The sequence below is a fragment of the Actinokineospora sp. NBRC 105648 genome, from assembly GCF_030269645.1.
Taxonomy (GTDB): domain Bacteria; phylum Actinomycetota; class Actinomycetes; order Mycobacteriales; family Pseudonocardiaceae; genus Actinokineospora.
The window spans coordinates 1-21,502 of the sequence record NZ_BSTR01000005.1 but is presented as its reverse complement, the minus strand read 5'-3'; the positions used below and the strand labels follow the sequence as shown (position 1 = coordinate 21,502).

The 21,502-nt window shown below is 66.3% G+C and carries 26 protein-coding genes and 2 pseudogenes; 17 read left to right on the top strand and 11 right to left on the bottom strand.

What is annotated here, in order from left to right; all coding sequences use genetic code 11:
• Positions 1-27: 27 nt before the first annotated feature.
• Complete coding sequence (locus QSK30_RS06685; RefSeq protein WP_285500469.1) at positions 28-813, top strand: SDR family NAD(P)-dependent oxidoreductase; 786 nt, start codon at positions 28-30, stop codon at positions 811-813.
• Here the strand turns inward: QSK30_RS06685 and QSK30_RS06680 are convergent.
• Positions 810-1,586, bottom strand: a complete 777-nt coding sequence (locus tag QSK30_RS06680) for a class I SAM-dependent methyltransferase (RefSeq protein WP_285500467.1) — start codon at positions 1,584-1,586, stop codon at positions 810-812. The two genes, QSK30_RS06685 and QSK30_RS06680, sit on opposite strands and share 4 nt — an antisense overlap.
• Before the next feature lie 45 nt (positions 1,587-1,631).
• Here QSK30_RS06680 and QSK30_RS06675 point away from each other — a divergent pair, with 45 nt between their 5' ends.
• From QSK30_RS06675 to QSK30_RS06665, 3 genes are all read left to right on the top strand, one after another.
• Entirely contained in the window at positions 1,632-2,219 is a 588-nt protein-coding gene (locus tag QSK30_RS06675) for a TetR/AcrR family transcriptional regulator (protein WP_285500465.1), read from the top strand.
• A 21-nt stretch (positions 2,220-2,240) separates the two neighbouring features.
• Entirely contained in the window at positions 2,241-3,764 is a 1,524-nt protein-coding gene (locus tag QSK30_RS06670; RefSeq protein ID WP_285500463.1) for a phytoene desaturase family protein, read from the top strand.
• Between the two features lie 176 nt (positions 3,765-3,940).
• Positions 3,941-4,240, top strand: coding sequence for an SCO4225 family membrane protein (locus tag QSK30_RS06665; protein ID WP_285500461.1), 300 nt, complete (start codon positions 3,941-3,943; stop codon positions 4,238-4,240).
• 105 nt (positions 4,241-4,345) lie between these two features.
• Here QSK30_RS06665 and QSK30_RS06660 read toward each other — a convergent pair whose 3' ends face one another.
• The gene (locus QSK30_RS06660) at positions 4,346-4,594 is read right to left on the bottom strand and encodes a mycoredoxin (protein WP_285500459.1); all 249 of its coding nucleotides are present in this window, start codon (positions 4,592-4,594) and stop codon (positions 4,346-4,348) included.
• 150 nt (positions 4,595-4,744) lie between these two features.
• Here QSK30_RS06660 and QSK30_RS06655 point away from each other — a divergent pair, with 150 nt between their 5' ends.
• The gene (locus QSK30_RS06655) at positions 4,745-5,320 is read left to right on the top strand and encodes a helix-turn-helix domain-containing protein (protein ID WP_285500457.1); all 576 of its coding nucleotides are present in this window, start codon (positions 4,745-4,747) and stop codon (positions 5,318-5,320) included.
• Positions 5,321-5,358: 38 nt separating this feature from the next.
• Positions 5,359-5,538 (top strand): hypothetical protein, encoded by a 180-nt coding sequence (locus QSK30_RS06650; protein WP_285500455.1) that lies wholly within the window; start codon positions 5,359-5,361, stop codon positions 5,536-5,538.
• A gap of 583 nt (positions 5,539-6,121) precedes the next feature.
• Here QSK30_RS06650 and QSK30_RS06645 read toward each other — a convergent pair.
• Positions 6,122-8,446 (bottom strand): FdhF/YdeP family oxidoreductase, encoded by a 2,325-nt coding sequence (locus tag QSK30_RS06645; protein ID WP_285500453.1) that lies wholly within the window; start codon positions 8,444-8,446, stop codon positions 6,122-6,124.
• Between the two features lie 65 nt (positions 8,447-8,511).
• Here QSK30_RS06645 and QSK30_RS06640 point away from each other — a divergent pair, with 65 nt between their 5' ends.
• Both QSK30_RS06640 and QSK30_RS06635 read left to right on the top strand, forming a co-directional pair.
• Complete coding sequence (locus QSK30_RS06640; protein ID WP_285500451.1) at positions 8,512-8,694, top strand: hypothetical protein; 183 nt, start codon at positions 8,512-8,514, stop codon at positions 8,692-8,694.
• Positions 8,691-10,061, top strand: a complete 1,371-nt coding sequence (locus QSK30_RS06635; protein ID WP_285500449.1) for a hypothetical protein — start codon at positions 8,691-8,693, stop codon at positions 10,059-10,061. The genes QSK30_RS06640 and QSK30_RS06635 overlap by 4 nt, the downstream gene beginning before the upstream one ends.
• Here the strand turns inward: QSK30_RS06635 and QSK30_RS06630 are convergent.
• Positions 10,058-11,041: a hypothetical protein gene (locus QSK30_RS06630; RefSeq protein ID WP_285500448.1), complete on the bottom strand. Its 984-nt coding sequence runs from the start codon at positions 11,039-11,041 to the stop codon at positions 10,058-10,060. The two genes, QSK30_RS06635 and QSK30_RS06630, sit on opposite strands and share 4 nt — an antisense overlap.
• 427 nt (positions 11,042-11,468) lie before the next feature.
• Here QSK30_RS06630 and folC point away from each other — a divergent pair, with 427 nt between their 5' ends.
• The 6 genes and pseudogenes from folC to QSK30_RS06600 all read left to right on the top strand — a co-directional run bounded on the left by folC (position 11,469) and on the right by QSK30_RS06600 (position 16,793).
• Positions 11,469-12,833: a bifunctional tetrahydrofolate synthase/dihydrofolate synthase gene (gene folC, locus QSK30_RS06625; protein ID WP_285500446.1), complete on the top strand. Its 1,365-nt coding sequence runs from the start codon at positions 11,469-11,471 to the stop codon at positions 12,831-12,833.
• On the top strand, positions 12,830-13,201 hold the full coding sequence (locus tag QSK30_RS06620) for a DUF4233 domain-containing protein (RefSeq protein WP_285500445.1): 372 nt from the start codon (positions 12,830-12,832) through the stop codon (positions 13,199-13,201). The genes folC and QSK30_RS06620 overlap by 4 nt, the downstream gene beginning before the upstream one ends.
• 63 nt (positions 13,202-13,264) lie before the next feature.
• Entirely contained in the window at positions 13,265-13,660 is a 396-nt protein-coding gene (locus QSK30_RS06615; RefSeq protein WP_285500443.1) for a PaaI family thioesterase, read from the top strand.
• 64 nt (positions 13,661-13,724) lie between these two features.
• A pseudogene (locus tag QSK30_RS06610) lies at positions 13,725-14,474 on the top strand (alkaline phosphatase D family protein); the annotation flags it as partial.
• 223 nt (positions 14,475-14,697) lie between these two features.
• A complete protein-coding gene (locus tag QSK30_RS06605; RefSeq protein WP_285500441.1) occupies positions 14,698-16,170 on the top strand; it encodes a helix-turn-helix domain-containing protein in 1,473 nt (490 codons plus the stop codon).
• A gap of 14 nt (positions 16,171-16,184) precedes the next feature.
• Positions 16,185-16,793: a 2'-5' RNA ligase family protein gene (locus QSK30_RS06600; protein WP_285500439.1), complete on the top strand. Its 609-nt coding sequence runs from the start codon at positions 16,185-16,187 to the stop codon at positions 16,791-16,793.
• Here QSK30_RS06600 and QSK30_RS06595 read toward each other — a convergent pair.
• From QSK30_RS06595 to QSK30_RS36775, 7 genes and pseudogenes are all read right to left on the bottom strand, one after another.
• On the bottom strand, positions 16,790-17,203 hold the full coding sequence (locus QSK30_RS06595; RefSeq protein WP_285500437.1) for a hypothetical protein: 414 nt from the start codon (positions 17,201-17,203) through the stop codon (positions 16,790-16,792). The genes QSK30_RS06600 and QSK30_RS06595 overlap by 4 nt on opposite strands.
• Before the next feature lie 36 nt (positions 17,204-17,239).
• Complete coding sequence (locus QSK30_RS06590; RefSeq protein ID WP_285500435.1) at positions 17,240-17,491, bottom strand: hypothetical protein; 252 nt, start codon at positions 17,489-17,491, stop codon at positions 17,240-17,242.
• A gap of 480 nt (positions 17,492-17,971) precedes the next feature.
• Positions 17,972-18,544 carry a Scr1 family TA system antitoxin-like transcriptional regulator gene (locus QSK30_RS06585; protein ID WP_285500434.1) on the bottom strand — a complete coding sequence of 191 codons (573 nt, stop codon included), beginning with the start codon at positions 18,542-18,544 and terminating at the stop codon, positions 17,972-17,974.
• A 51-nt stretch (positions 18,545-18,595) separates the two neighbouring features.
• Positions 18,596-18,772 (bottom strand): annotated as a pseudogene (locus tag QSK30_RS36785) (helix-turn-helix domain-containing protein); the annotation flags it as partial.
• 259 nt (positions 18,773-19,031) lie between these two features.
• Positions 19,032-19,382 carry a recombinase family protein gene (locus QSK30_RS36780; RefSeq protein WP_352231549.1) on the bottom strand — a complete coding sequence of 117 codons (351 nt, stop codon included), beginning with the start codon at positions 19,380-19,382 and terminating at the stop codon, positions 19,032-19,034.
• A gap of 32 nt (positions 19,383-19,414) precedes the next feature.
• Positions 19,415-19,612, bottom strand: a complete 198-nt coding sequence (locus QSK30_RS06580; protein ID WP_285500432.1) for a hypothetical protein — start codon at positions 19,610-19,612, stop codon at positions 19,415-19,417.
• 51 nt (positions 19,613-19,663) lie between these two features.
• On the bottom strand, positions 19,664-20,068 hold the full coding sequence (locus tag QSK30_RS36775) for an Imm1 family immunity protein (RefSeq protein ID WP_352231553.1): 405 nt from the start codon (positions 20,066-20,068) through the stop codon (positions 19,664-19,666).
• Between the two features lie 561 nt (positions 20,069-20,629).
• Between QSK30_RS36775 and QSK30_RS36770 the strand changes: the two genes are divergently transcribed.
• The 3 genes from QSK30_RS36770 to QSK30_RS06570 all read left to right on the top strand — a co-directional run.
• Positions 20,630-20,842: a helix-turn-helix domain-containing protein gene (locus QSK30_RS36770; RefSeq protein WP_352231548.1), complete on the top strand. Its 213-nt coding sequence runs from the start codon at positions 20,630-20,632 to the stop codon at positions 20,840-20,842.
• Positions 20,842-21,204 (top strand): WhiB family transcriptional regulator, encoded by a 363-nt coding sequence (locus QSK30_RS06575; protein ID WP_285500430.1) that lies wholly within the window; start codon positions 20,842-20,844, stop codon positions 21,202-21,204. The genes QSK30_RS36770 and QSK30_RS06575 overlap by 1 nt, the downstream gene beginning before the upstream one ends.
• The coding region (locus tag QSK30_RS06570) for a hypothetical protein (protein WP_285500428.1) at positions 21,204-21,502 on the top strand (299 nt) is incomplete at its 3' end. The genes QSK30_RS06575 and QSK30_RS06570, both read left to right, overlap by 1 nt.

The following is a 21,502-nucleotide window of genomic DNA, read 5'->3' as shown; positions in this document are numbered from 1 at the left end:
TTCCCGCACTACTGGGAAGGTGGCAACATGAATGACATCCCCGCTCCCGGCGGCACCCCGCCGACCCGCCGTGTCCTGGTGACCGGCGCGTCCGGCGGTATCGGCGCCGCGATCGCGCACGCCTTCGCGGCCCTCGGCGACCGCGTCGCGGTGCACTACTCATCGAGTCCGGAACGCGCTGATCAGGTGAGGGTTGGTCTACCCGGGGACGGGCACGTCACCGTGCGTGCCGATCTGGCGGACCCGGCCGCCATCCCGCCGTTGGTGGCCTCGGTCGTGGCCTCGCTGGGCGGGATCGACGTACTGGTCAACAACGCGGCTGTGCTGACGCCCGCGCACCCGCCCGTGGGCACGGCGTACCCGGATTGGGTAACGGCGTGGCGCGACGTGCTCGCGGTGAACCTGTTGGGGGCAGCCAACCTCACCCATCAGGTGGCAGCGCAGATGATCTCGCAGGGCACCGGTGGTCGCGTGGTCAACGTAGGTTCCCGCGGCGCTCTTCGCGGGGAGCCCGAACACCCCGCGTACGGCGCGAGCAAGGCGGGGCTGCACTCGCTCGGGCAGTCACTCGCGGTCGCGCTGGCGCCGCACAGGATCGCGGTCACGTCGGTGGCGCCGGGGTTCGTGGAGACCGACCGGGTGTCCGGGCGGCTGTCCGGCGCGCAGGGACAGGTGATCCGGTCGCAGAGCCCGTTCGACCGGGTGGCCGAGCCGTCGGAGATCGCCTCGGCGGTGATCTACCTGGCGTCCCGGGAGGCGTTGTGGGCCTCAGGCGCGGTTCTGGACCTGAACGGCGCCTCTTATCTGCACTAGTCGCGGGTCGCGGTGATCGCCTGGGTGCGATAGCCCATGGTGAAGCTGCCACCGAATCCGTCGATGACGGATCCGGTGGCAGCTTGCAGGTCTGCCAGCGGCAGCTCGCCCGCGCCGCCGCTGGTGGCCATCTGGTCCAGCCACTCGTCGCGGGTGTAGGTCCGCTCCCAGTCGAACTGCCACTGCTCGGGACTGCTGAACGCGCCTGCCTGGCTTATCCCGTCGGTCGCCGCGGTCAGCAGTCGTGAGTACCCGTCGCTGACCGTCCACGGGTTGAGCGGCGAGTCGGGGGCGACCCGTCGGTGCACCTCCGCGAACGCCTCGCCCACCTCCGGCGCCGGCTGGAAAACGTTCCAGAACAAGGCGAGCAGCCCGCCGGGGCGCAACACCCGCGCTGCCTGGGCGGCGCCCGCGACCGGGCCCACCCAGTGCCAGGTCTGCCCGGCGGTGACCACGTCGAACGTCCGGCCCGCCGGGTCCCACGCCTCGAACGCCGACACCTCGACCTCCACCCCGGTGCGGCGCGCGAACTCGGCCATCCTCGGGTCGACGTCCACGCCGAGCACCTGGGCGCTCGCGGCCTGGAACTGCCGGGCGGCGATGCCGGTGCCGCAGCCGACGTCGAGGATGTCGCGACCCCGGGCGACGACCGCCACCACCAGCTCGTCGGGGTAGCTCGGGCGGGTCCGGTCGTAGCGTTCCGGGTTCGACCCGAACGACTCGGCCATCCCGCGCCGGCGGTGCGACGGCTGCTCCGACGGTAGAGTGGGCATGTGCCCACTCTAGTGGGCGCGTGCCCACTCGTCGATGGAGGCGCGGTGCCGACCGGGGTCCAACTTCGTGACGCGCGCGGGCAGCTGTTCGACGCCGCTGAGCGCGTCCTGCTCCGCGCCGGGCCGAACGCGCTGACCAGCCGTGCGGTGACCACCGAGGCGGGCTGCGCGAAAGGTGTCCTGCACAGGTACTTCCCCGATTTCGACGGGTTCCTCACCGAGCTCGTACTGGATCGCGCCGCCCGCATCGATGGTCAATCCGCTGCCCTGTGCGAATCCGCTGGAACGGGCACCGTGGCGGGCAACCTCACGGACGCGCTGCTGTCCCTGTTCCAGTCGGTCGCGGTGGCGATCGTCGGTCTGGTCACCTTCCGGGACGAGCTGCGCCGTCGGCTGCGTCAGGCGCGGCCCGCGGGTGGGCTCCCGGTCCTCACGGAGGCGGCTCAGATGATCGCCGCCTACCTCACGGCGGAGCGGGACCTGGGGCGCATCGCGGCGGATGCCGATGTCGACACGCTCGCGCCGACGCTGATCGGGGCGGCGCACCTCCCGTTCTCGGACCGAGAGGGCACTCCGCCGGACTTCGCCTCCGTGCACAAGATCGTCGCCGCCATCCTTGCGGGGGTCTCTTAGCGGTCCGTTAGGGTCGGAGCGATGAGATACGACGTGGTCGTGGTCGGCGGCGGTCACAACGCGCTCGTCGCCGCTGCTTACCTGGCGCGTGCGGGTCGGTCGGTGCTCGTCCTGGAACGGCTAGGACATGTTGGTGGGGCCGCGGTTAGCGCTAGCCCGTTCCCGGGTGTGCGTTTGTCCCGGTACTCCTACCTGGTGAGTCTGCTGCCGGACCGCATCGTCTCCGACTTGGGTCTTCGCATTCAGCTGCGTTCGCGTGCGGTGTCCTCTTACACGCCGATCGAGCGCGACGGCGTGCACACCGGCCTGCTGGTAGAGCGCACGCCCGGAGCGGCTACCGCTGACTCCTTCCGCGCTCTTACGGGATCTGACGCTGAGTACGAGCGCTGGAACCGGTTCTACGCAGACCTCTCGCGCATGGCAGCTGCATTGGCGCCGACGCTGCTGGAGCCTCTTCCTACCCGAGAGCAGATTCGCGAGGTCGTGGTACGCGCGGTCGGTGAACATGTCTGGCAAGACGTCTTCGAACAGCCTCTTGGCCGAACGCTTCTGCAGACGTTCACCGACGACACCGTGCGCGGGGTCGTGGCGACTGACGGGCTGATCGGCACGCACACATCACTGGAGTCTGCGGATCTCTTGGCAAATCGCTGTTTCCTGTACCACCTGATCGGTAACGGTACCGGCGAGTGGCGTGTTCCGGTAGGCGGTATGGGCTGCGTGACCAGGGAACTCGAGCGCGTCGCGCGGTCGGCGGGAGCCACCATCCTGACCGGCGCCGACGTGCTGGCGATCGACGCCGATGATGAGTCCGCCCAGGTCCGGTACGCGCACCGCGACACCGAGGTGGTCGTCGACGCTGCCCATGTGTTGGCCGGCGTGGCGCCCGCGGAGCTCGATCGACTGCGCGGCAGGCCCGCCGTGCCACCGGTCGGCGCCCAGTTCAAGATCAATATCTTGTTGGACCGGCTACCACGCCTGCGGTCGGGCGTCCCCGCCTCCCTGGCCTTCGCGGGCACCTTCCACCTGGACGAGTCGTACTCCGCGCTGGAAGCGGCCTACCGCCTGACCGCCGCGGGCTCGATCCCGGCGCGGTTGCCGGGGGAGACGTACTGCCACACCTTGACTGACAGGTCCATTGTGGATGGTGCAGAGGCGCACACGCTGACTCTCTTCGGCCTGCACATGCCTGGTTCGCTGTTCGCGGACAACGACGCGGTGCGCGCGGACGTGGTCGAGCGCTACCTGTCGGGCATGAACCGGTACCTGCTGGACCCGTTGGAGGAGTGCCTCGCGCGCGACACGTTCGGCACCCCGCGCGTAGAGGCGCGAACGCCGGTGGACTTGGAGTCGGAACTGAGGATGCCCGGCGGCAACATCTTCCACGCGGATCTTTCCTGGCCCTACGCCGATGGCGGCGGCTGGGGCGTGGAGACCGACGTCTCGACGGTGTTGGTCTGCGGCGCGGGCGCCCGGCGAGGTGGCGGGGTGAGCGGGATCGGCGGCCACAACGCGGCCATGGCCCTGCTCGGCCGGACCGGGTAGGCGCCCTGCTGCTCGGCCACATTCCCCACGAGGAGCCTTGACCCGCGGCCGGTGAGGATTGGCCCGGCGCCGTTGTGCTCCGACACATGGTGCTGTCCCACAGCAGTCGGGGGCGCGTGCAGGCCCGGGGGATGGGTCATTGGGCAGGCGGGGCGCGGGCATGTGATCCTCTGGCGGTGGCCTGGAGCAATCAGCGCGTGGCGCGCAAGGTGGTGCTCGGTTACATCGGCACCGTGGTGGTGGTGTTCGCCGTGGTCGCGGTGGTGCTGGCGACGCGGGACAGTTCCGCCGACGGGTCGTTCGCGTCGGTCGCGGCCGTCGTCGTGACGTTGCCCGCGTCCCTGGTGATCATCCTGTTGCCGCAGTTCCCGTTGCCCTGGAACGGCGTCGTCGCCAGCGTCGTGCTCGTGGGCGCCGCGCTCCTGCAAGCCTGGGTGCTGTGGCTGATGTTCCGGGGTCGCAGGCTCCGTCCCTGACCGCGGCCCCGGCCGGGCGCGTGCCCCCGTCAGCTCGCGGTCGGGTGTCTGAAAGCCGAAGAGCCGGAGCGCCCTTGGTGGCAGCTCCGGCTCCTGGTGCGGCAGCTAGTTGCTCAGCTGCGCCTTGACCTGGGCGACCGACGGGTTGGTGAGCGCGGACCCGTCCGGGAAGTGCAGCGTCGGGACCGTCTGGTTGCCGCCGTTGACGCTCATCACGAAGTCGGCGGCGCCGGGGGTCTCCTCGATGTCGACCTCGACGTACTCGATGCCCTCGGCGTCGAGGAGGGTCTTGAGCCTGCGGCAGTACCCGCACCAGGTGGTGGAGTACATGGTCAGCGTGGTGGGGGCGGACATCGCTGGGCTCCTGGGCGTCGGGGTTGCCTGGTCACTGGGCTCAACGCCCGGATCGGTCCGCGCATGCCCCGCCCGAGGTGAGGTGCGCGTCACACCGACTATATCAAGAAGTCTTGCTAAAGATGTCTTGAGCAAGATACCTTGATATACATGACCGACCCGGCGCCGATCACCGACCCCAAGGCGCTGCGCGCGCTGGCCCACCCCGTGCGGTGGCAACTTCTGGAGTTGCTGCTCTTCACCGAGACCGCCACGGCCACCCAGTGCGCGGCGGCGATCGGGGAGAGCGTGGCCAGTTGCTCCTACCACCTGAACATGCTGGCCAAGTACGGCTACGTGGAGCCGGTGGACGTCCCGGGTCGGGAAAAACCGTGGCGGCGCAAGGTGAAGCGCACGACGCTCAACCCGGAAGAACTCGAGGGCGAGAGCCAACTGGCAGCCGAGGCGGCAACCGAGGCCTTCATCTCCAACGAGTCCGCGCGGCTGGTGGAGCAGGTGCGTCAGCAGCGGCACGAACCGCCGGAGTGGCAGCAGGCCACCGGAATCACGGTTCTCCTCAGCTACCTCACCGCTACCGAGTCCGCCGACCTGGCCGCCGAGATCCGCGCGCTGTTCGAACGCTACCGAGACCGCGCCTACGACGCCGCGAAGCGCCCGAGCGGCTCGCGGCCCGTCCGGTTCACCCTCAGCAACTACGTCGTGCCGGGCACCACGGAGATCCCCTGACCGCCCCATCTGTCTGTTGTGGACACACGGAGGAGACCATGCACCCCGACCAGGCCTTCCAGGTGGCGCAGCACCGCCATCTCGACGACCAGCAAACCGCCACCCGCTGGCGCCTGTCCCGGCTGGCCAAGCGCTCCGTGGCACCGACCGAGCCCGCGGTGAGCCGGGAACCGTTGCCAGACCGCGAACCCACCAGGCGAGCCCACCGACTGGCCTGACGGAAACGTCGGGGGACAAGCGGGATCGCGGGCCCTCGTCGGGGCTGATCTCGTGTGCTTCTTTGATCAGGCGCGGGTCGCGGCGAGGGCGCGGAAGCCGAGGTGGCCGCGGCGTTCCCGGTCTGCGGCGTCGGTGGGCTGAAACGAGGACGAGTTCACCGCGCACTTGGCGGTCGGCGGGCGCCGACGCGGCGGTAGTGGCCGGTGAGGCAGGCCGGGATGCGCTCCACCACACATCGGTGGCGGCCGAGTCGGGTGGTGGTGCAGGGTCTTGCGCCCGGGCGGACCATGACTCCCGCTCAATCAGCCATCGTCGTAGTTCGCGCAGGTCGGAGGCATTGTCCGCGTGGGCTCGTTCGGCCGGAACCGCCGTGTCCGACTCGGTGCGAATCGAGACGGATCGCCTCGACGAAGGTGGGCAGCGCCCGTTGATCGTTGAGATCGGTCCCAAGACGCCACCACAGGCGGCCCAGTGCGGTTGTCGAGCACAGGGATCTTGGAGCCGATCTCGGCCCGGTCGACCGGGTTCGGACCGGTCAGGGATCCCCTGTTTTGCCCTCAACCCCTGCGGTGTCGTCTGGGCTCACTCGGTGGTGTGAACGTGTGCCTCCACGCGGATGACGATGGACTTCGAGGTGGGGGTGTTCGACTCGTCGGCGGTGGAGTTGAGGGGGACCAGGGTGTTGGCCTCGGGGAAGTAGGCGGCGGCGCAGCCGCGTGGGGTGGGGTATGGGACGACGCGGAAGCTGGGGGCGCGGCGCTCTTCGGTGGTGCCGGATGTTGCGTCGGGCCACTCGCTGACGAGGTCCACGAGTTGGCCGTCGGCCAGGCCCAGCTCGGTGATGTCGTCGGCGTTCAGCATTACGACGCGGCGGGCGTTCTTGATGCCCCGGTAGCGGTCGTCCAGGCCGTAGATGGTGGTGTTGTACTGGTCGTGGCTGCGGAGGGTCTGCAGCAGCAGCCGTCCTGGCGGCACCTTCAGGACAGTCAGCTCGTTGGCGGTGAAGACTGCTCGGTCGTGACGGGTGCCGGTGAACTCGCGGGCGTCGCGGGGAGCGTGCGGCAGGACGAAGCCGTCGGGCCGGCGGACCTTCTCGTTGTAGTCGGCGCAGCCGGGGACGACGCGCGAGATGCGGTCGCGGATCAGGTCGTAGTCGCCCGCGAAGTCCGCCCAGGGGACCGGGTGGTCCGGGCCGAACAGCGCGAGTGCGAGACCGCAGATGATGCCGACCTCGGACAACAGGTGCTCGGACGCTGGTTGGAGCCTGCCGCGCGATCGGTGGACCACCGACATCGAGTCCTCGACCGTGACGAACTGCTCGCCGCCCTCTTGCAGGTCGCGTTCCGTGCGGCCGCGCGTCGGCAAGATCAGTGCGGTGCGGCCGTGCACCACGTGCGAGCGGTTCAACTTGGTCGACACGTGCACCGTCAGGTCGCACGAGCGCAGCGCGGCCTCGGTGACCTCGGTGTCCGGTGCGGCGGAGACGAAGTTGCCGCCCACGGCCAGGAAGACCTTCGCCTGACCGTCGCGCATAGCGCGGATCGCGGCCACGGTGTCGTGCCCGTGCTTGCGCGGGACGGTGACGCCGAACTCGGACTCCAACGCGGACAAGAACTTCTCCGGCATCTTCTCCCAGATGCCCATCGTGCGGTCGCCCTGGACGTTCGAGTGGCCGCGCACCGGGCAGAGCCCCGCCCCCGGCTTGCCGATCATCCCGCGCAGCAGCACCACGTTGGCGATCTCACGGATGGTCGGCACCGAGTGGCGGTGCTGCGTCAGCCCCATCGCCCAGCACACGATGGTGCGCTCCGACTCGGCGAACATCCGGGCGACCTGCTCGATCTCGGCGCGGGACAACCCGGTCGCGGTGTCGACGGCCGACCAGTCGAGGTCGCGCACGTGCTCGGCGTAGTCCTCGAAGCCCTCGGTGCTCGTGTCCACGAAGTCGCGGTCGACCACGGTGCCCGGCCGCTCGGCCTCCCAGCGCAGCAGCAGGTGCCCGATCGCCTGGAACAGCGCCTGGTCGCCGCCGAGCCGGATCTGCAGGAACTCGTCGGCCAGCTGCGTGCCCTTGCCCAGCACACCGCGCACGTTCTGCGGGTTCTTGAACCGCAGCAGCCCCGCCTCCGGCAGCGGGTTGACCGCGACGATCTTGGCCCCGGCCCCCTTGGCCTCCTCCAGCGCGCTGAGCATCCGCGGGTGGTTGGTGCCCGGGTTCTGCCCGACCACCACGATCAGGTCGGCCTCGGTGATGTCGGCCAGCGTGACCGAGCCCTTGCCGATCCCGGTCGTCTCGGCCAGCGCGGCGCCGGAGGACTCGTGGCACATGTTCGAGCAGTCGGGCAGGTTCGACGTGCCGAACGAGCGGACCATCAGCTGGTAGAGGAACGCGGCCTCGTTGCTGGTGCGCCCAGAGGTGTAGAACACCGCCTCGTCCGGGGTGGACAGCGCGCGCAGCTGATCGGCGATCAGCTCGAACGCCGCCGCCCAGGACACCGGCTCGTAGTGCGTCGCGCCCGGGCGCAGCACCACCGGCTCGGTGATCCGGCCCTGCTGGCCGAGCCAGTAGTCGGTGCGCTCGGCCAGCTCGGCGATCGGGTGCTCGGCGAAGAACTCCGGCCCCACCCGCCGCCTGGTCGCCTCCTCGGCCACCGCCTTGGCGCCGTTCTCGCAGAACTCGGCCAGCTTGCGGTGCCCCTGCGGCTCCGGCCACGCGCAGCCCGGGCAGTCGAACCCCTCGCGCTGGTTGAGCAGGCGCAGCGTGCCCGCCGTGCGCGCCGCCCCCATCTGCTCGACGCCGCGCTTGAGCGACACCGCGACCCCGGGTATGCCCGCGGCCCAGTGCTTGGGCGCGGTCACGTCCAGCTCGGCTTCGACGACGTCGCGCTCGGGTGGTTTGCTGACCATGGGACCAATAGTCGTCCTCCGGCGAGCAGGCTGCAAAAAGTTGTCCACAGGCAGGGGGCGAGGGGTTGCGCCAGGACGAGGTGGCGGACGCGCTGCGTGAGGTCCGGGCCGTGTTGGCGGCCGCGACCGGGCAGTCGGACGCGGCGTGCGGCCTGCCGTTCGCCGGGCAAGCGCACGACGACATGCGCACTTCTTGGCTGCGTGAGCTGGATGTCTACGCGGCTAGCCTGGAACAGGAATCGCGATGAGTGAACGCCAGGTCACCGCCGTCGTGCACCGACTCCGAGAGCAACTCAGCCTGCTGAACCCGTTGCGGCTCGTCGACGCCGTGGCCGAGGTCGTCGCCGCGATCGCCACCCCGCCGCCAGGTGATCCAGACCGGTTGATGGCACTCGCTGCTGCTTACCGCGTGTCCGCTAGCGCTATCGCAGACCTCCCGCCTGTTGGATCCGTCACTGACGGGCCGCTAGCGCGAACGCCGCAGGTATTCACGGGTGCTGCGGACGCGCTGACCGAGTTGGCGACCACCATCCGCGACCTCCAACGCAGGCACGCCGAACTCCGTAAGAGCCTGCAAGACGCTTCGTACGACGCAACGCACGCCTTTGGTCTACCGATCCCAGACCCAGTCGGCGCGGTAAAGCTGACCAGGATTGTCGGAGGCCTGATCTCCGGCTGTGTCGAGGTCTATACCGAGAGCCTGGCCGCGGCCGACCGCGCCGCCATCCGGTTCACCGACCTCGGCGGTCGGGCCAGGGCTGGGGCGAGCGGGCTCCCGCCGTATGACGCGATCACGCTCGCTGAGCAACGCGTCGGGGTGCTCGCCGACGGCTACGACGACGGTGTCCTGACCCGTCGCCAACTCCGGCGCGCAGGTTCCGCTTACGCGAACCTCGGCCCCGTTGACCGTGAACACTTCGACCGCCTCGCCACTACCGACTTCGAGCGCGCGTGGCTGTTCAAAGCGCTGGCGGCGGGGCATGACCTGGCAGCGCTGAGTGAGTTCGCCCAAGCCATTCGCGGTAAGAGCACCGACTGGCTCGACGAACACCTCTCCCTGATCGACCGCGGCGCGGCAGCCGCGCAACGCAGGCTGGGCGTCGACGTCCGCCAGTACGAGGACACCACGTGCGGTACGACGTCTCTTGTCGTTGCTCGCGCTGAGCACGACCCGCTCTATGCGCTCGCTCTTACAACCGGCGACTTCATCGCGAACTTCACCGCCGAGCGCGCCCGCGTGCACAACGAGACGAATGTCGTCTACCCGCAGGCGATAGGGACCTCCCCGAAGGGGATGGCGGCCTACTTGACGCGTTATACGGGCACTTCCTACACCTGGAGCCTCGCTGACGACACCGACCGGCGCGCGATCTCGACGACCCTCCGCGAGATCGTCACCGCCGTTGACCGTGGTGACCCCGTGGCCCTGCTGGTTGGCGGCCCAGTCCCGCGACACTATGTCCTCGTGGTGGGCCACCAAGACGGCGTTGTCTTGGTCTACGAACCGACGAGCGGTGACACGGTAGCGGTACCGGAGCGCGCGTTCCTGTCCGGCGAACTCAAGGGCCAGTTGGGGTTCGACCACGTCCAAGCGGTGGTCAAGCCGGCCTCTTAGGCAGGACAGCCACTTTCGGCGGGAATGGCCGCGGTGGCGTCGAAGTACGCGGTGCGGTCCTGCTTGGGCGGGACGTGGGTTGCGCCACGGTCGCGGTACGCGGGGGCCAGGTAGCCCCTCTTGTACGCGTCGCAGGCGATCGAGTACCCGAAACCGTCCACGTCGTCGCCGTACCAGAGGCCCTGGCTACCGGCCGTCCACCGGGACCCTTGGCGCAAGATGTACTCCACGTCCGCCCGGACGAGCACCACGATCTTCATCGGGTCCTTGGGCGGCGAGTCCGGGTCGCCCGCGAACGCGTACGCGAACAGGTAGTTCGTGCGCACGACCAGCTCGCCCGGACCGCCTGCCTCGACCTTCATCGAGCCGCTGACCTTGGGCGTGGCCGGGAGCAGCTTGCTGTCACCGTCGATCAGGCTGACCAGCGCCTGGGCCTGCGGCTCGCGGCCGGTGCCGAACAGCGGCGCCAACTGGCCCGCGGCGTCCTTGGCGAGCAGGCCCAGGTAGCGGTTGGGGTCGTGCCCGGTGAGCAGCGCCGGGTCGAGCCTGCTGGCGATCAGCGCCTCGCGCACCCGAGCGGTGGTGGTGGCGACCTCCTCGGCGCTGAACTCGCCGACCCGCATGGGCGGCGGCGCCTGGATGCCCGCCTCGCCGTCGGCCCAGTCCGCCGCCGGGGTGCGCGCGAACGGGCGGTTCGCGTCGACCGCGGGCAGCACCGACTCGGCGTTGCCGGACTCGCCGACCGCCGTGCCGCCCTTGGACTCGGCGAACACCCGGTCGAAGACACCGACCCCGGCCAAGAGCATCAGGACAGCGACTATCGCCACGAGCACCATGGACGCCACGAGCCAGCGCTCGACCCGCCTGCGCCTGGTGGCGCGCAGCATCGCCTTCACGTCGGCCCGCGCAGACTCCTGCACGCGGCTGCGCCACTCGGCGTCGTGTAACGCCGCGTGATCGCCGTACTCTCGTTGGTCCACCGGCCCCCCAAGGGCGATCCAGGTCCGGCTGGACCGGTCCTGGTTGAGGTGTCGACTGCCTGGTGCACAGGTCATCGATGCGGCCGGGGTCGGTGTTAACAACCCGATCACCGTGACCGTTCGTGCTGCGGTGAGCGGCACTCGAAGCCAGACCAACGGTCGGCGGCCACGGAACCCGTCGCGCTATGTCACCCGATCGGCGCAAGTAGGTACATTCGGGCGAGCTTGAACACACTCCGCGTGCGCCTGCGTCCGTCCAGGTGACCAGAAGTGCTCGATCGGGCTAATCGCGCCCCGCTGCCATTCCGACGAAAGAATGACGGCTCGCGCGCAGAGTTCTCCACCCGAAGGGGTGAACGCGCTGGTCCGGACGGCGCAGCCCGCGCCCGGCTCGGCCCGGTGCGGGCCGCGTCCCTAGACTCGAACCGTGAGTGTGGAGCCAGCGGTCCTGGACGAGTTGCGGCAGGTCGAGTCCGAGCTGGACACCCGGTGGCCGGAGACCAAGATCGAGCCGACGCTGGACCGGGTCGCCGCGCTGGTGGACCTGCTCGGGTCGCCGCAGCGGGCTTACCCCGTCGTGCACCTGGCGGGCACCAACGGCAAGACCTCCACCACGCGCATGGTCGACGCCCTGTTCACCCGGGTCGGCCTGCGCACCGGCCGCTACACCAGCCCGCACCTGCAGGTCGTGACCGAGCGGATCAGCCTGGACAACGCGCCGATCGACCCCGAGCGCTACATCGAGGTCTACCGCGACGTCGAGCCCTACCTGACCATCGTCGACTCCCGCTCGGACGTGCGGATGAGCAAGTTCGAGGTGCTCACCGCGATGGCCTACGCCGCCTTCGCCGACGCCCCGGTCGACGTCGCCGTGGTCGAGACCGGCCTCGGCGGCGCCTGGGACGCGACCAACGTCGCCGACGGCCGGATCGCCGTGCTCACCCCGATCGCCCTCGACCACGTCGAGTACCTGGGGTCCGACGTGCTCGGCATCGCCCGGGAGAAGGCCGGGATCATCAAGCCCGGCGCCATCGCGCTGCTGGCCGAGCAGACCCCCGAGATCGCCCGGGTGCTGATCGAGCGGGCCACCGAGGTCGACGCGACCGTGGCCAGGCAGGGCCAGGAGTTCGGCGTGCTCTCGCGCGAGGTGGCCATCGGCGGCCAGGTGCTCAAGATCCAGGGCCTCGGCGGCGTCTACGACGAGGTCTTCCTGCCCCTGCACGGCGCCCACCAGGCCGACAACGCCGCCCTGGCGCTGGCCGCCGTCGAGGCGTTCTTCGGTGCCGGGCCGGACCGGCAGCTCGACGTCGGCGCCATCCGCCAGGCCTTCGCCTCCGTCGTCTCGCCCGGCCGCCTGGAGCGGGTCCGGATGGCCCCGAGCGTGTTCGCCGACGCCACGCACAACCCGCACGGCGCCGTCGCCCTCGCCAAGGCCATCGACGAGGAGTTCGGCTTCCGCCGGCTGATCGGCGTCGTCGCGGTCATGGCGGACAAGGACGCCAAGGGCATCCTGTCCGCGCTCGAACCGGTGCTCTCGGACCTGGTGGTCACCACCAACTCCTCCCCGCGCGCGATGGACCCCGACCACCTCGCCGACATCGCCACCGACATCTTCGGCGACGACCGCGTCTCGGTGTACCCGCGCCTGGACGACGCCCTCGAAGCCGCCATCCAGCTCGCCGAGGAGACCGACAACCCCGACGAACCGGTGGCGGGCGGCGGCGTCATCGCCACCGGCTCGGTCGTCACCGCGGGCGAGGTCCGCACGCTGTTCGGCAAGGAGCCCGCGTGAGCGCCCCGGACCCGATGAAGGGCTTCCGCGGGGTGATGTCGGCGATGCTGGTCCTGGAGGCCATCGTCGTCCTGCTCGCCCTGCTGGTCGTCGCCAAGCTCGGCGACGGGGTCGGCACCTGGCAGGGCTGGCTGGTCGGGCTGATGGCCCTCCTGCTGGTCCTGGCGTGCGGAGTCGTGGGCAAGCCGTGGGGAATCGGCGCTGCGGTGGGGCTGCAGGTGGTGATGCTCGCGGGCTTCTTCGTCTTCCCGGCGCTGGGGATCGTGGGCGTGCTGTTCGGGCTGGGCTGGGCGTGGATGCTCTGGGCCCGCAACGACGTGCTCAAGCGGATGGCCGAGGGGACGCTGCGCAGCCAGCAGCAGGGGTAACCGATGCGGGCCGGTGTTTGCTCGCGCTGTGGTTCTTGAACCCGCCCTGCGAGGCTGGACGGCATGCTGACTGTCGAGCAGTTGACCGCCTCCATGCCGTTCGCTGAGACCTGTGGCGTCGTGATCACCAGCGCAGCGCCCGAAGAGGTGCGCGCGGTGATGGACTGGGACAAGAGCCGTTGCACCGTCGGGGGTGTCTTGCACGGCGGTGCGCTGATCACGCTGGCTGACAGCGCGGGTGCCGTTTGCGCTTTCCTCAACCTCCCCGAAGGCGCCACCGGGACCTCCACCATCGAGACCAAGACCAACCTGTTCCGCGCGGTACGCGAAGGGCGGGTCGAAGCCGTGTCCACGCCCTTGCACGTCGGGCGCACGACGATCGTCGTCGAGACGGACCTTTGGGACGCCGCGGGCAAGCGGGTCGCGCGGACCACCCAGACCCAGAGCGTGCTGAGCTGAAGCGTCATCCGCTGGTCAACTGCGGTTGGTCCGAGCGCTGTGACCGCGGATTACAAACCAGGCCATGACCGAACTGAACCGCAGGACCCTGCTGCGCGCCGGGGGGATCGGCGCCGGTGCCGTCGCCGCCGGGATCGTGCTGCCCGGTGTCGCCTACGCGACGCCCAAGGCCCGGCCGGTGCTGACCCACGGGGTGCAGACCGGCGACGTCACCAGTGACGGCGCGATCGTGTGGACCCGGGCCGACCGGCCCTCCCGCATGCTGGTGGAGGTGTCGCGGGACCCGTCCTTCCGGCACGCCCGCTGCCTGCGCGGCCCCGTGCTGACCCCGGACACCGACGGCACCGGGCGGCTCCGGCTGACCGGGCTCGCCCCCGGCCAGGAGGTCCACTACCGGGTGCGCGCCGAGGACCTCGACGGCCGCACCGCCAGCGAGCCCCTGGTCGGCTCGTTCCGCACCGCCCCGGTGGGCCGGGCGGACGTGCGGTTCACCTGGTCGGGTGACGTCGCGGGCCAGGGTTGGGGCATCAACCCGGACACCGGCGGCATGACCGCCTACGCCGCGATGGCCGCCCGCCGCCCCGACTTCTTCCTGCACAGCGGCGACACCGTCTACTCCGACGGCCCGCTGCAGGCCAGCGTCACCCTCCCCGACGGCCGCGTCTGGCGGAACATCGTCACCCCGGAGAAGTCCAAGGTCGCCGAGACCCTGGCCGAGTACCGCGGCCAGTTCGCCTACAACCTGCTCGACGACAACGTGCGCGCCTTCGCGGCCCGCGTCCCCTCCATCGTCCAGTGGGACGACCACCAAGTGTGTCAGCCAACAACACTATACCGCACCCGAACAGCCAAAAGCCGAGCGGTGGGGCGCAACGCTGCGTAGTACCCGCTGCGCTGCTGGCGCTGCACCTGGTTGCGACGGGTGGCGATAGTGATCACCTCTGCGCCAGTTGTTGTAAGCGATGGCACGACTACGCTAGGCGAATGTACGCTGGTCACACGCGCGGCAAGCTGTGACAACCGGTTAGGACTGGCCTATGAGCGATGTCGGGAAAGCAGGCTCGACCGCGCCCGGCCGCCGCTGCACCGGGTGTGGATCACCCCTCGCCACAGATAACAGCGCGCGCATGTGCGGACGCTGCCACAGGGAGCGGCGCGACCAACAGCTAAGGCCCGCCGATGTCAAAAGCGGCTTCTTCGAGACCGATGAATTTTCGGCCGCGTTCGATAGCTGGCATATTGGAAAAGTCTTCAAAGCTTATCGAAACCATCCACACTATTTGAGGATGTTCGGAAAGCCGCTAAGTCAAGAGGTGCTGGCGCGGTGGCTTAATATCACTCAAGGTCACGTAAGTAGATTAGAGAACGGCAAGGCGGAGCAAAATATCGAGTTTCTGACTGCTTACGCAGCAGCGTTGCACCTTCCAGCTAACAAGCTGTGGTTTGCCCTGCCGGGCCATCGAATGAGGGCTCAAGCTGACGAGATCGTGGAGGACGCGATCGTGGAAGCCGCAAACGAATCTGCTCGCCTGCTATCGTGGACGGAGTCCGGCGCGATAGGCGACCTGACCATTGAGCAGATGGTTGAAGAGATTCAGTGGGCTTCGCGAAACTATCTTCGGGTGCCCACTCCTCCTCTGTTCAATCGGATTCGACTTTTGCGTAACCGGATATTCGATCTGATTCCGACATGTAGAAGGCCATCGCGGATGGCTGAGCTCTACGCGGCGGCTGGTTGGTGTCTTTCACTACTCGGGTGGATATCAACGGACATTGGCGCCGCTCATGCCGCCAAGAGCCACTTACGGGCAGCGTGGGCGTGCGCAGACAACGCCGAACTTGACGAGCTCAAAGCGTGGGTACGCGCGTGCCAACACACAGTCTCGTTCTGGGATGGCGACTTTGAGCAAGCAGCGAAGAATGCTCAAGATGGCCTTCAATATGCTCAAACTGGAACTTCGAAACTTTTCTTGTCAAGCGCACTTGCGCTCGATATCGCCCGAACCGGCAATGTGGAGTCTTCTACCAGTGCGCTGACAACTGCCCAAAGGAATGCAGAGAGCTTCGCGGTTGGAAGTGATTTCCTCGGCGGACCCTTCACCTGCTCTGTAGCGCGGGCTGCGGGCTTTTGGTCGGACGTTCACCTTGCTACGGGCAATGCGCAACCAGCCCTAGCGCAAGCGATCGAAGCGGTCCGGCTATTCGAACGTGCCGAGCCAGCCACTCGCAACCTTGGCTCTGAGCGAATGGCACGGTGCCAAGTTGTCAAAGCACATCTGACACTCGGCGAGCTTGACGGTGCGCGAGAAGCGCTGAAACCGATCCTGCTTACGGACCCGGACAATCGGGTGAGGCCGCTTCTCCGGCGAGTTTCGGAGATAGCCGAACTCGCTATCGCCTTGCCCATCGGTAAAGACAAGCGGGTTGTTGAGCTCGGAGAAGCGATTCGCGAGTTTAAGACGTCATCACGAATAGAGGCGCTTGAAGCGCGATCTTCGGAGGACATGTGAATAGCGTTCCGGATATGCGGGATCATTGGTGGTGGCGCCCCGGTTGGGCAGTTGGCAGATCGTTCTACACGTGGCACATCACATTTGAAGGCAATGCGGGTGCTTCAAGTCTTGTTCGCCACTACGCGCCACTACTTGATAACTTTAGGCAACTGGATCAGGTGGGTATTGCCGGGTTGCATCTGACGGTGCAGGGCCTTGGTTTTGCCGACGAGGTTTCCATTGAAGATGCCAACCTGATTGCTGTGGCATCCCGGCATCGCCTAGCCTTGCTGGAGCCGTTTTCCGTGCGAATCGGTCCGGCGCACATCGATCCGGAAACGGTACAGATGCACGTTGCGCCAACCGAACCATTAAACGAAGTTCGATTGGTCCTTCGCGAAGCTATCGCGGAAGTTTGGGGACATGCGAACGTACCCGAAAGGGAGGAGAAATTTCAACCTCACGTGACCCTTGCCTATTCAAACGCAGAATGGTCAAGTGAATCGCTGGCTTCCGCTCTGGCAGGGTTCCCGCCCCTGAGTGTCACAATGAGTGTCGACCGGGTATCCCTGATCAACTTGAACCGCGACAGAAAACGCTACGAGTGGGTTGAACTGTCGAGTGTCTCCATTGGACGTTAACTCGCTGCCTGTAGCCGAATCCATTTCATGGCCTGTGTGCCATTCAAGTTACGCTTGATGGTCTGGCCAGATGACGGGCGCCATACGTCGCCGATGATGCAGACAATGGTCTCATGGTCGAGGTAGGTCATGACATCTGCCTGTGGGCAGCCGTGTGCTCCGGAGGCTGTGACGCGGGCGTACGGCTCACGCAGAGTCGAGACCCAAGCCAGTACGTTGGCGCACACTTCAGCACCTGTCGTGCCTGGCAGCACCAGAGCTGCCCAGGCACGCCGTTCGGTGGAATGTATGGAGACATAGGTTGGGGTGGCCAATGTCGGATGAGCGGCAATGTGTTCACGAATGCGATCGGCGACCTGAGTGGTGAGGTTGAACATCTGGTCGGACGCAGCGGGAACGGGTTGATTCATGGGGTTCGCTTCTTCTGTCCGGGTCAACGTCGCGATCTAGACTCGGTTCAAGTAGGCTGAGATTTCCTCAGATGCGTGTCCTGCGGCCCTCATCGCGGCATCGATACTTTGGATTGCCTCATAAGCTGTCGATACTGCTTGCATGAATCCGATGTCATTGCTTGATTCGGCTTCTATGCGGAGCTGGTTGACTGCTTCGCTCATTTCGCGTCGCGCGACGGCAAGCGCCTCGGGGAGCATTGCCAGGGTCAAGCTGTTGATTTTTGCTTTAAAGTCATCTAGTGCCATTTCTTGACATATCCGATTCTTCTCTGAATACCAATTAGTGAGACAGGGCGCTTCGCGAATTGTGTAGAAGCCAGTCGAGGGCTGATCTACCGGTGAGTTCGGCGGGAAGACCGATCATCTCGCTTTCGCGAGGATAACTCTCCAACACTACTGCTGTGCCATCCGGCAATCGGCCCTCAAGGCGTAGCCGCGCGACGCTGTTCGCTGTAGAAGGGCGAACAGACAACCGTAGGGAAATCAGACTCGCTCGCCAAGACAAGATGTCTAGGCAGGTTTTCCACAGTACGGCCGTCGGCAGAGTCAGTACGACGTTGATCGCATCTGTGTTGCTCGCATTTACGGTGGCAAGTTGAACGTCTGGGACGTTGGTCATAGCCACGTGCCGCTTCATTGCGGAGATCATCGTCGATAGTCGAGTCAGGGCAGCGTCGGTGCCGTGGGCTCGATTCACGTCTGTCTTCCTCCAACCAATGCCCTTGTTCATCCTTGCCTTTCGAGGTGGGCAACGGCTTCAGTGATAATCTTGCGAGACGTCGCGGCGTTGAACGCTATCGCCTTGGCGTTGTCGAAATCTTCTCGTGCCATGTCGACAGCGTCACGGTCGTGAGTCCATGAAAGCGAAGTCCGGGTCTCCATCAGCACGGCCTCAAACCGACTCGACTCAACCAGCTCAAATGCGCCTTCCATTCCTGCATACCAACCCGAGGTAAAAGGAATGATCCGAATGTCGACGGATGGAAGCTCGGACAATGCGACAAGTCGTCGTAGTTGTTCGATCATCACAGCCAAGTTTCCCACTTGCTGATGAATAACCGCCTGCCCAAGCACGACAAACAATTTGGTGTCTGTGTCCATACCCGAACTCTTGAGCGGCCATCTATTGAAAACTGGTCCGTCTGCGGCATTGGAATAGTCGGAAGTGCGCAGTAGGCAGGGAATCGAGATCGGCGCCATGATCGATATCTGTGATGCCACGCACTCGAACACGCCCATGGCCGCATTCTGCTGTTCGCGCTCAATGTCGGTCTTTGCCGTCCAAAGCCTGTCATTCACATTGCGCGAATACCCTATTATTTGGTTGTACGTTATCTTGTCGGCTCTGTATCCCATCAAGAGGCGAGCGACATGCTCGGAACTGGGCATCCGTTCCCCGCATTCCCATCGCGACAACATCGCAGGGTCAACGTGGGTGACCTCGCAAGTCCGCCTGATAGAAAAACTGTTCGCGATTCGAACACGGCGAAGTTCAGCGCCCAAAAGGACTGCTCTTGGATCTCTCATCGTTCCATTTCTCAACAGCGTGCCGTCACAACCGCTCAGGTCCCTGTCTTGCGCAGCATGTCGGGGGTGATTCGGGGTAGTTCCCCGGTGGGCGTATCGTCGTGGTGAGCGGCCACCACCATCCCGCTTCTGTCTAGATCGTCCGGTCGCCAATTGAGCCGTAGGGGCTGGCAGTCTTGGACTTGACGCGCCACCAATTCCGCTACCCACACAGGTCGCTCCCGCCCGCCCCGGTGCTTTCCCGTAGTCGGTTCGGTGCTCATGCGTTGTCCCCGTCCAAACTCTCATCCCGAGCGTTCTGGACACGTACGGCTACGCCGGTACGTCGAAGCTGTCGCTTCAAGTCGTCAACCACGTCCGCCCGGGATGACAGGTGCCCCTCGTCCAAGAGCACTACGGCACTAGCCGCCGGCATTGCCGCTGCGTCGAGCAGGCCACGAAACCCCACCCGGTTCTCAACGTCCAATGGCGAACCGACATCGGTGAAGACAGCTCCGAGGTTCCAGCCCTCTCGGACACACCAGACCGCCAGTCGATCGCGGCAAGAGTGGACGAATTCGGAATCGTCAGCAATGCTCCGGACGTAGCCGTACACCAATGGATAGGGCATGACCAGACTCCAAGTTTGGTAGCGGGTAGGGCCTACTTCGTAACCGGCGGCAGGTCCGGGTGTTGTCTTGCAGCCGCGCGGACCTTGCGAAGTGCCCGGTCAGCGCTATTGACCATCGGTTGTTCAGCAGCAGACGTCACCAGCACGGTAGCTACGCTCAATGCAGCCAACTCGGTGGTTGTCAGTTCCACCGTCAGCGCCACTGTTTTCGCTGTCTTCTTCTTGCCCATCGTGGCCCATCCGGTCGCAAGACTAAATCGTGTACGGAACGTCTCCGTGTGCTAGTCGGGGCGTAGCAGGTGAATGTCGTACGGGCGCCAGTCAATGCAGTTGGGGCGTTTGCGCGTGCGTAGCCATTCCAATAGGGCGCTGCGTGCATTGGTCATTGGAATGACAGCGGAGCGCGGGAACATCAATCCGCTCAGACCGTTGAATACAAGGTCGACGCCAAAGAGATGCCCTGTCGGACTGTGAGAGTTCGCGATTGGCATTACAGGGTCGCAGTCGTCCATGTAGTTGAGGGCTGCGCAGTCCGCCTGTGGACGAACACTAATGCGAAATTGATGGTTAGGGAACGGACCGTCTTTGGTTTGGTGAAACTCCACGTCCCCTACGGAGAGAGTGGTTTCGGAGTCCACGTGGTCAAGAGTCAAGATTTCATCTATCAGCCTTGTGGACTCCGGCATCCCGCACGCAACGCGGGCTATGCCGTCGCGGGCTACTCCGCCAGTCAGTAGTGCTGTGAGAACTGGACGCTCGGGAGACTCGCGGTACGGGGTCATCGTAAGGGGCCTACCTGCCTTGAAGCTGGACCCGGTGGGTTGCTGAGAGGGACAGCACCACTGTCATGGCGCGGGTGGTCGACGTCTATGCGAGTTTGGAATGTTTCATTCCGGTCCTGAATAATGCCAGGTCAGAGCCACTTTGAGGTGCTAGTTAAGTGGTCCGGCCGCGTTTCAGAGCGGGCATGGGTTACCGCGTACTGAGCAGTAGTTAGCGCCTGCGGTCAGGCCGTGGCGGAACACGAGAGGCCCGCTCTATAGATCATTATTCCAGGGGCGAATATTCGCCTCAAAATATTCGTTCTCAGAATATTGATCAGTCACCGCGGGGCGTTTACCTGGGCTTATTCCGGGGTGGAATGAGGGCATTCCTGGTCGATATGGAGACATCGTCGTGTCTTGGTCTTACTTGAGGCAGCGGTTCGCAGCCCGTGAGTCGCAGCCTAGGGTCAGGATCAAATATTCATGAAGAATAAAGCTTTCAGCAATTCGCGTTGTCTGCTGTCCATCGCTGAGGTTGCGTGGCTTCTCGGTGTCGATAGTTCGCGTGTGTGTCGTGCTATTCGGCTGGGTGTGTTGCCGGTGGTTCGGCGGGGGCGTCGGGTGTTGGTTCCGGCGCATGTGGTGGCGCATCTGGCTTTGGACGCCGGTGCGCTGGTCGTGCGGGGTGAGGCGTGATGGGCGCGGTGAATCCCGATGGTTTCTATGAGGGTCTGGCGGTTGGTCTCGACGGGGTCGAGCTGGTGCCGGACGGGGTGTTGTTCGAGGTGGTCACTCGGGACGGGGCGTGCATGTCCCTCTACCGGTCGGGCCTGGAGCCGGAGTGGTCCGGGCGGGAGATGACCGACCGGGGGACGGCGGCCGTGATCTGTGGGTCGTGTCCGGTGCGGCGGGAGTGTCTTGAGGTCGAGCTGCGTACCTCGGGCGCGCAGACCTTGGGGGTGTGGGGTGCTCTGCCGGCTGAGGATGTGCGGGCTTTGCATCCGGTGTGGTGTGAGCGTCGCGCGCGTCGTGGCACCGAGGGTGGTGGTCGGGCGTGATGCCGCAGTTGACCGCTGTCCAGGTGGTGGCCGGTGTGGGTGTGCTGGTGGTCTCGGCGTGGGTGTGGCGTGCGAGCGCGCGCCGCGCGAGGGCGGCGGCGGACTCGGCGCGCTCGGGTGCGCGGTTGGTGTCGTTGGCCGGGCGGGTGGTGCTCACCGCCGCAGTGATCGTGGGCGTTCAGTGGTTGGTGCTCACCCGGCCCTCGGTGAGCGGGTGGGCCGTGGTCGCCGTGCTGGGCCTGCCGGCGTTGATCGTCTCCTACGCGCTCACCCGGGCTCTGACGGTGACCACAGTGGA

Coding starts and splice junctions, on each gene's coding strand:
- QSK30_RS06685 (WP_285500469.1), top strand. CDS start 28: ATGAATGACATCCCCGCTCCCGGCGGCACCCCGCCGACCCGCCGTGTC.
- QSK30_RS06680 (WP_285500467.1), bottom strand. CDS start 1,586: ATGCCCACTCTACCGTCGGAGCAGCCGTCGCACCGCCGGCGCGGGATG.
- QSK30_RS06670 (WP_285500463.1), top strand. CDS start 2,241: ATGAGATACGACGTGGTCGTGGTCGGCGGCGGTCACAACGCGCTCGTC.
- QSK30_RS06660 (WP_285500459.1), bottom strand. CDS start 4,594: ATGTCCGCCCCCACCACGCTGACCATGTACTCCACCACCTGGTGCGGG.
- QSK30_RS06655 (WP_285500457.1), top strand. CDS start 4,745: ATGACCGACCCGGCGCCGATCACCGACCCCAAGGCGCTGCGCGCGCTG.
- QSK30_RS06650 (WP_285500455.1), top strand. CDS start 5,359: ATGCACCCCGACCAGGCCTTCCAGGTGGCGCAGCACCGCCATCTCGAC.
- QSK30_RS06645 (WP_285500453.1), bottom strand. CDS start 8,446: ATGGTCAGCAAACCACCCGAGCGCGACGTCGTCGAAGCCGAGCTGGAC.
- QSK30_RS06635 (WP_285500449.1), top strand. CDS start 8,691: ATGAGTGAACGCCAGGTCACCGCCGTCGTGCACCGACTCCGAGAGCAA.
- QSK30_RS06615 (WP_285500443.1), top strand. CDS start 13,265: ATGCTGACTGTCGAGCAGTTGACCGCCTCCATGCCGTTCGCTGAGACC.
- QSK30_RS06605 (WP_285500441.1), top strand. CDS start 14,698: ATGAGCGATGTCGGGAAAGCAGGCTCGACCGCGCCCGGCCGCCGCTGC.
- QSK30_RS06600 (WP_285500439.1), top strand. CDS start 16,185: ATGCGGGATCATTGGTGGTGGCGCCCCGGTTGGGCAGTTGGCAGATCG.
- QSK30_RS06595 (WP_285500437.1), bottom strand. CDS start 17,203: ATGAATCAACCCGTTCCCGCTGCGTCCGACCAGATGTTCAACCTCACC.
- QSK30_RS06590 (WP_285500435.1), bottom strand. CDS start 17,491: ATGGCACTAGATGACTTTAAAGCAAAAATCAACAGCTTGACCCTGGCA.
- QSK30_RS36780 (WP_352231549.1), bottom strand. CDS start 19,382: ATGCCCTATCCATTGGTGTACGGCTACGTCCGGAGCATTGCTGACGAT.
- QSK30_RS06580 (WP_285500432.1), bottom strand. CDS start 19,612: ATGGGCAAGAAGAAGACAGCGAAAACAGTGGCGCTGACGGTGGAACTG.
- QSK30_RS36775 (WP_352231553.1), bottom strand. CDS start 20,068: ATGCCGGAGTCCACAAGGCTGATAGATGAAATCTTGACTCTTGACCAC.
- QSK30_RS36770 (WP_352231548.1), top strand. CDS start 20,630: ATGAAGAATAAAGCTTTCAGCAATTCGCGTTGTCTGCTGTCCATCGCT.
- QSK30_RS06575 (WP_285500430.1), top strand. CDS start 20,842: ATGGGCGCGGTGAATCCCGATGGTTTCTATGAGGGTCTGGCGGTTGGT.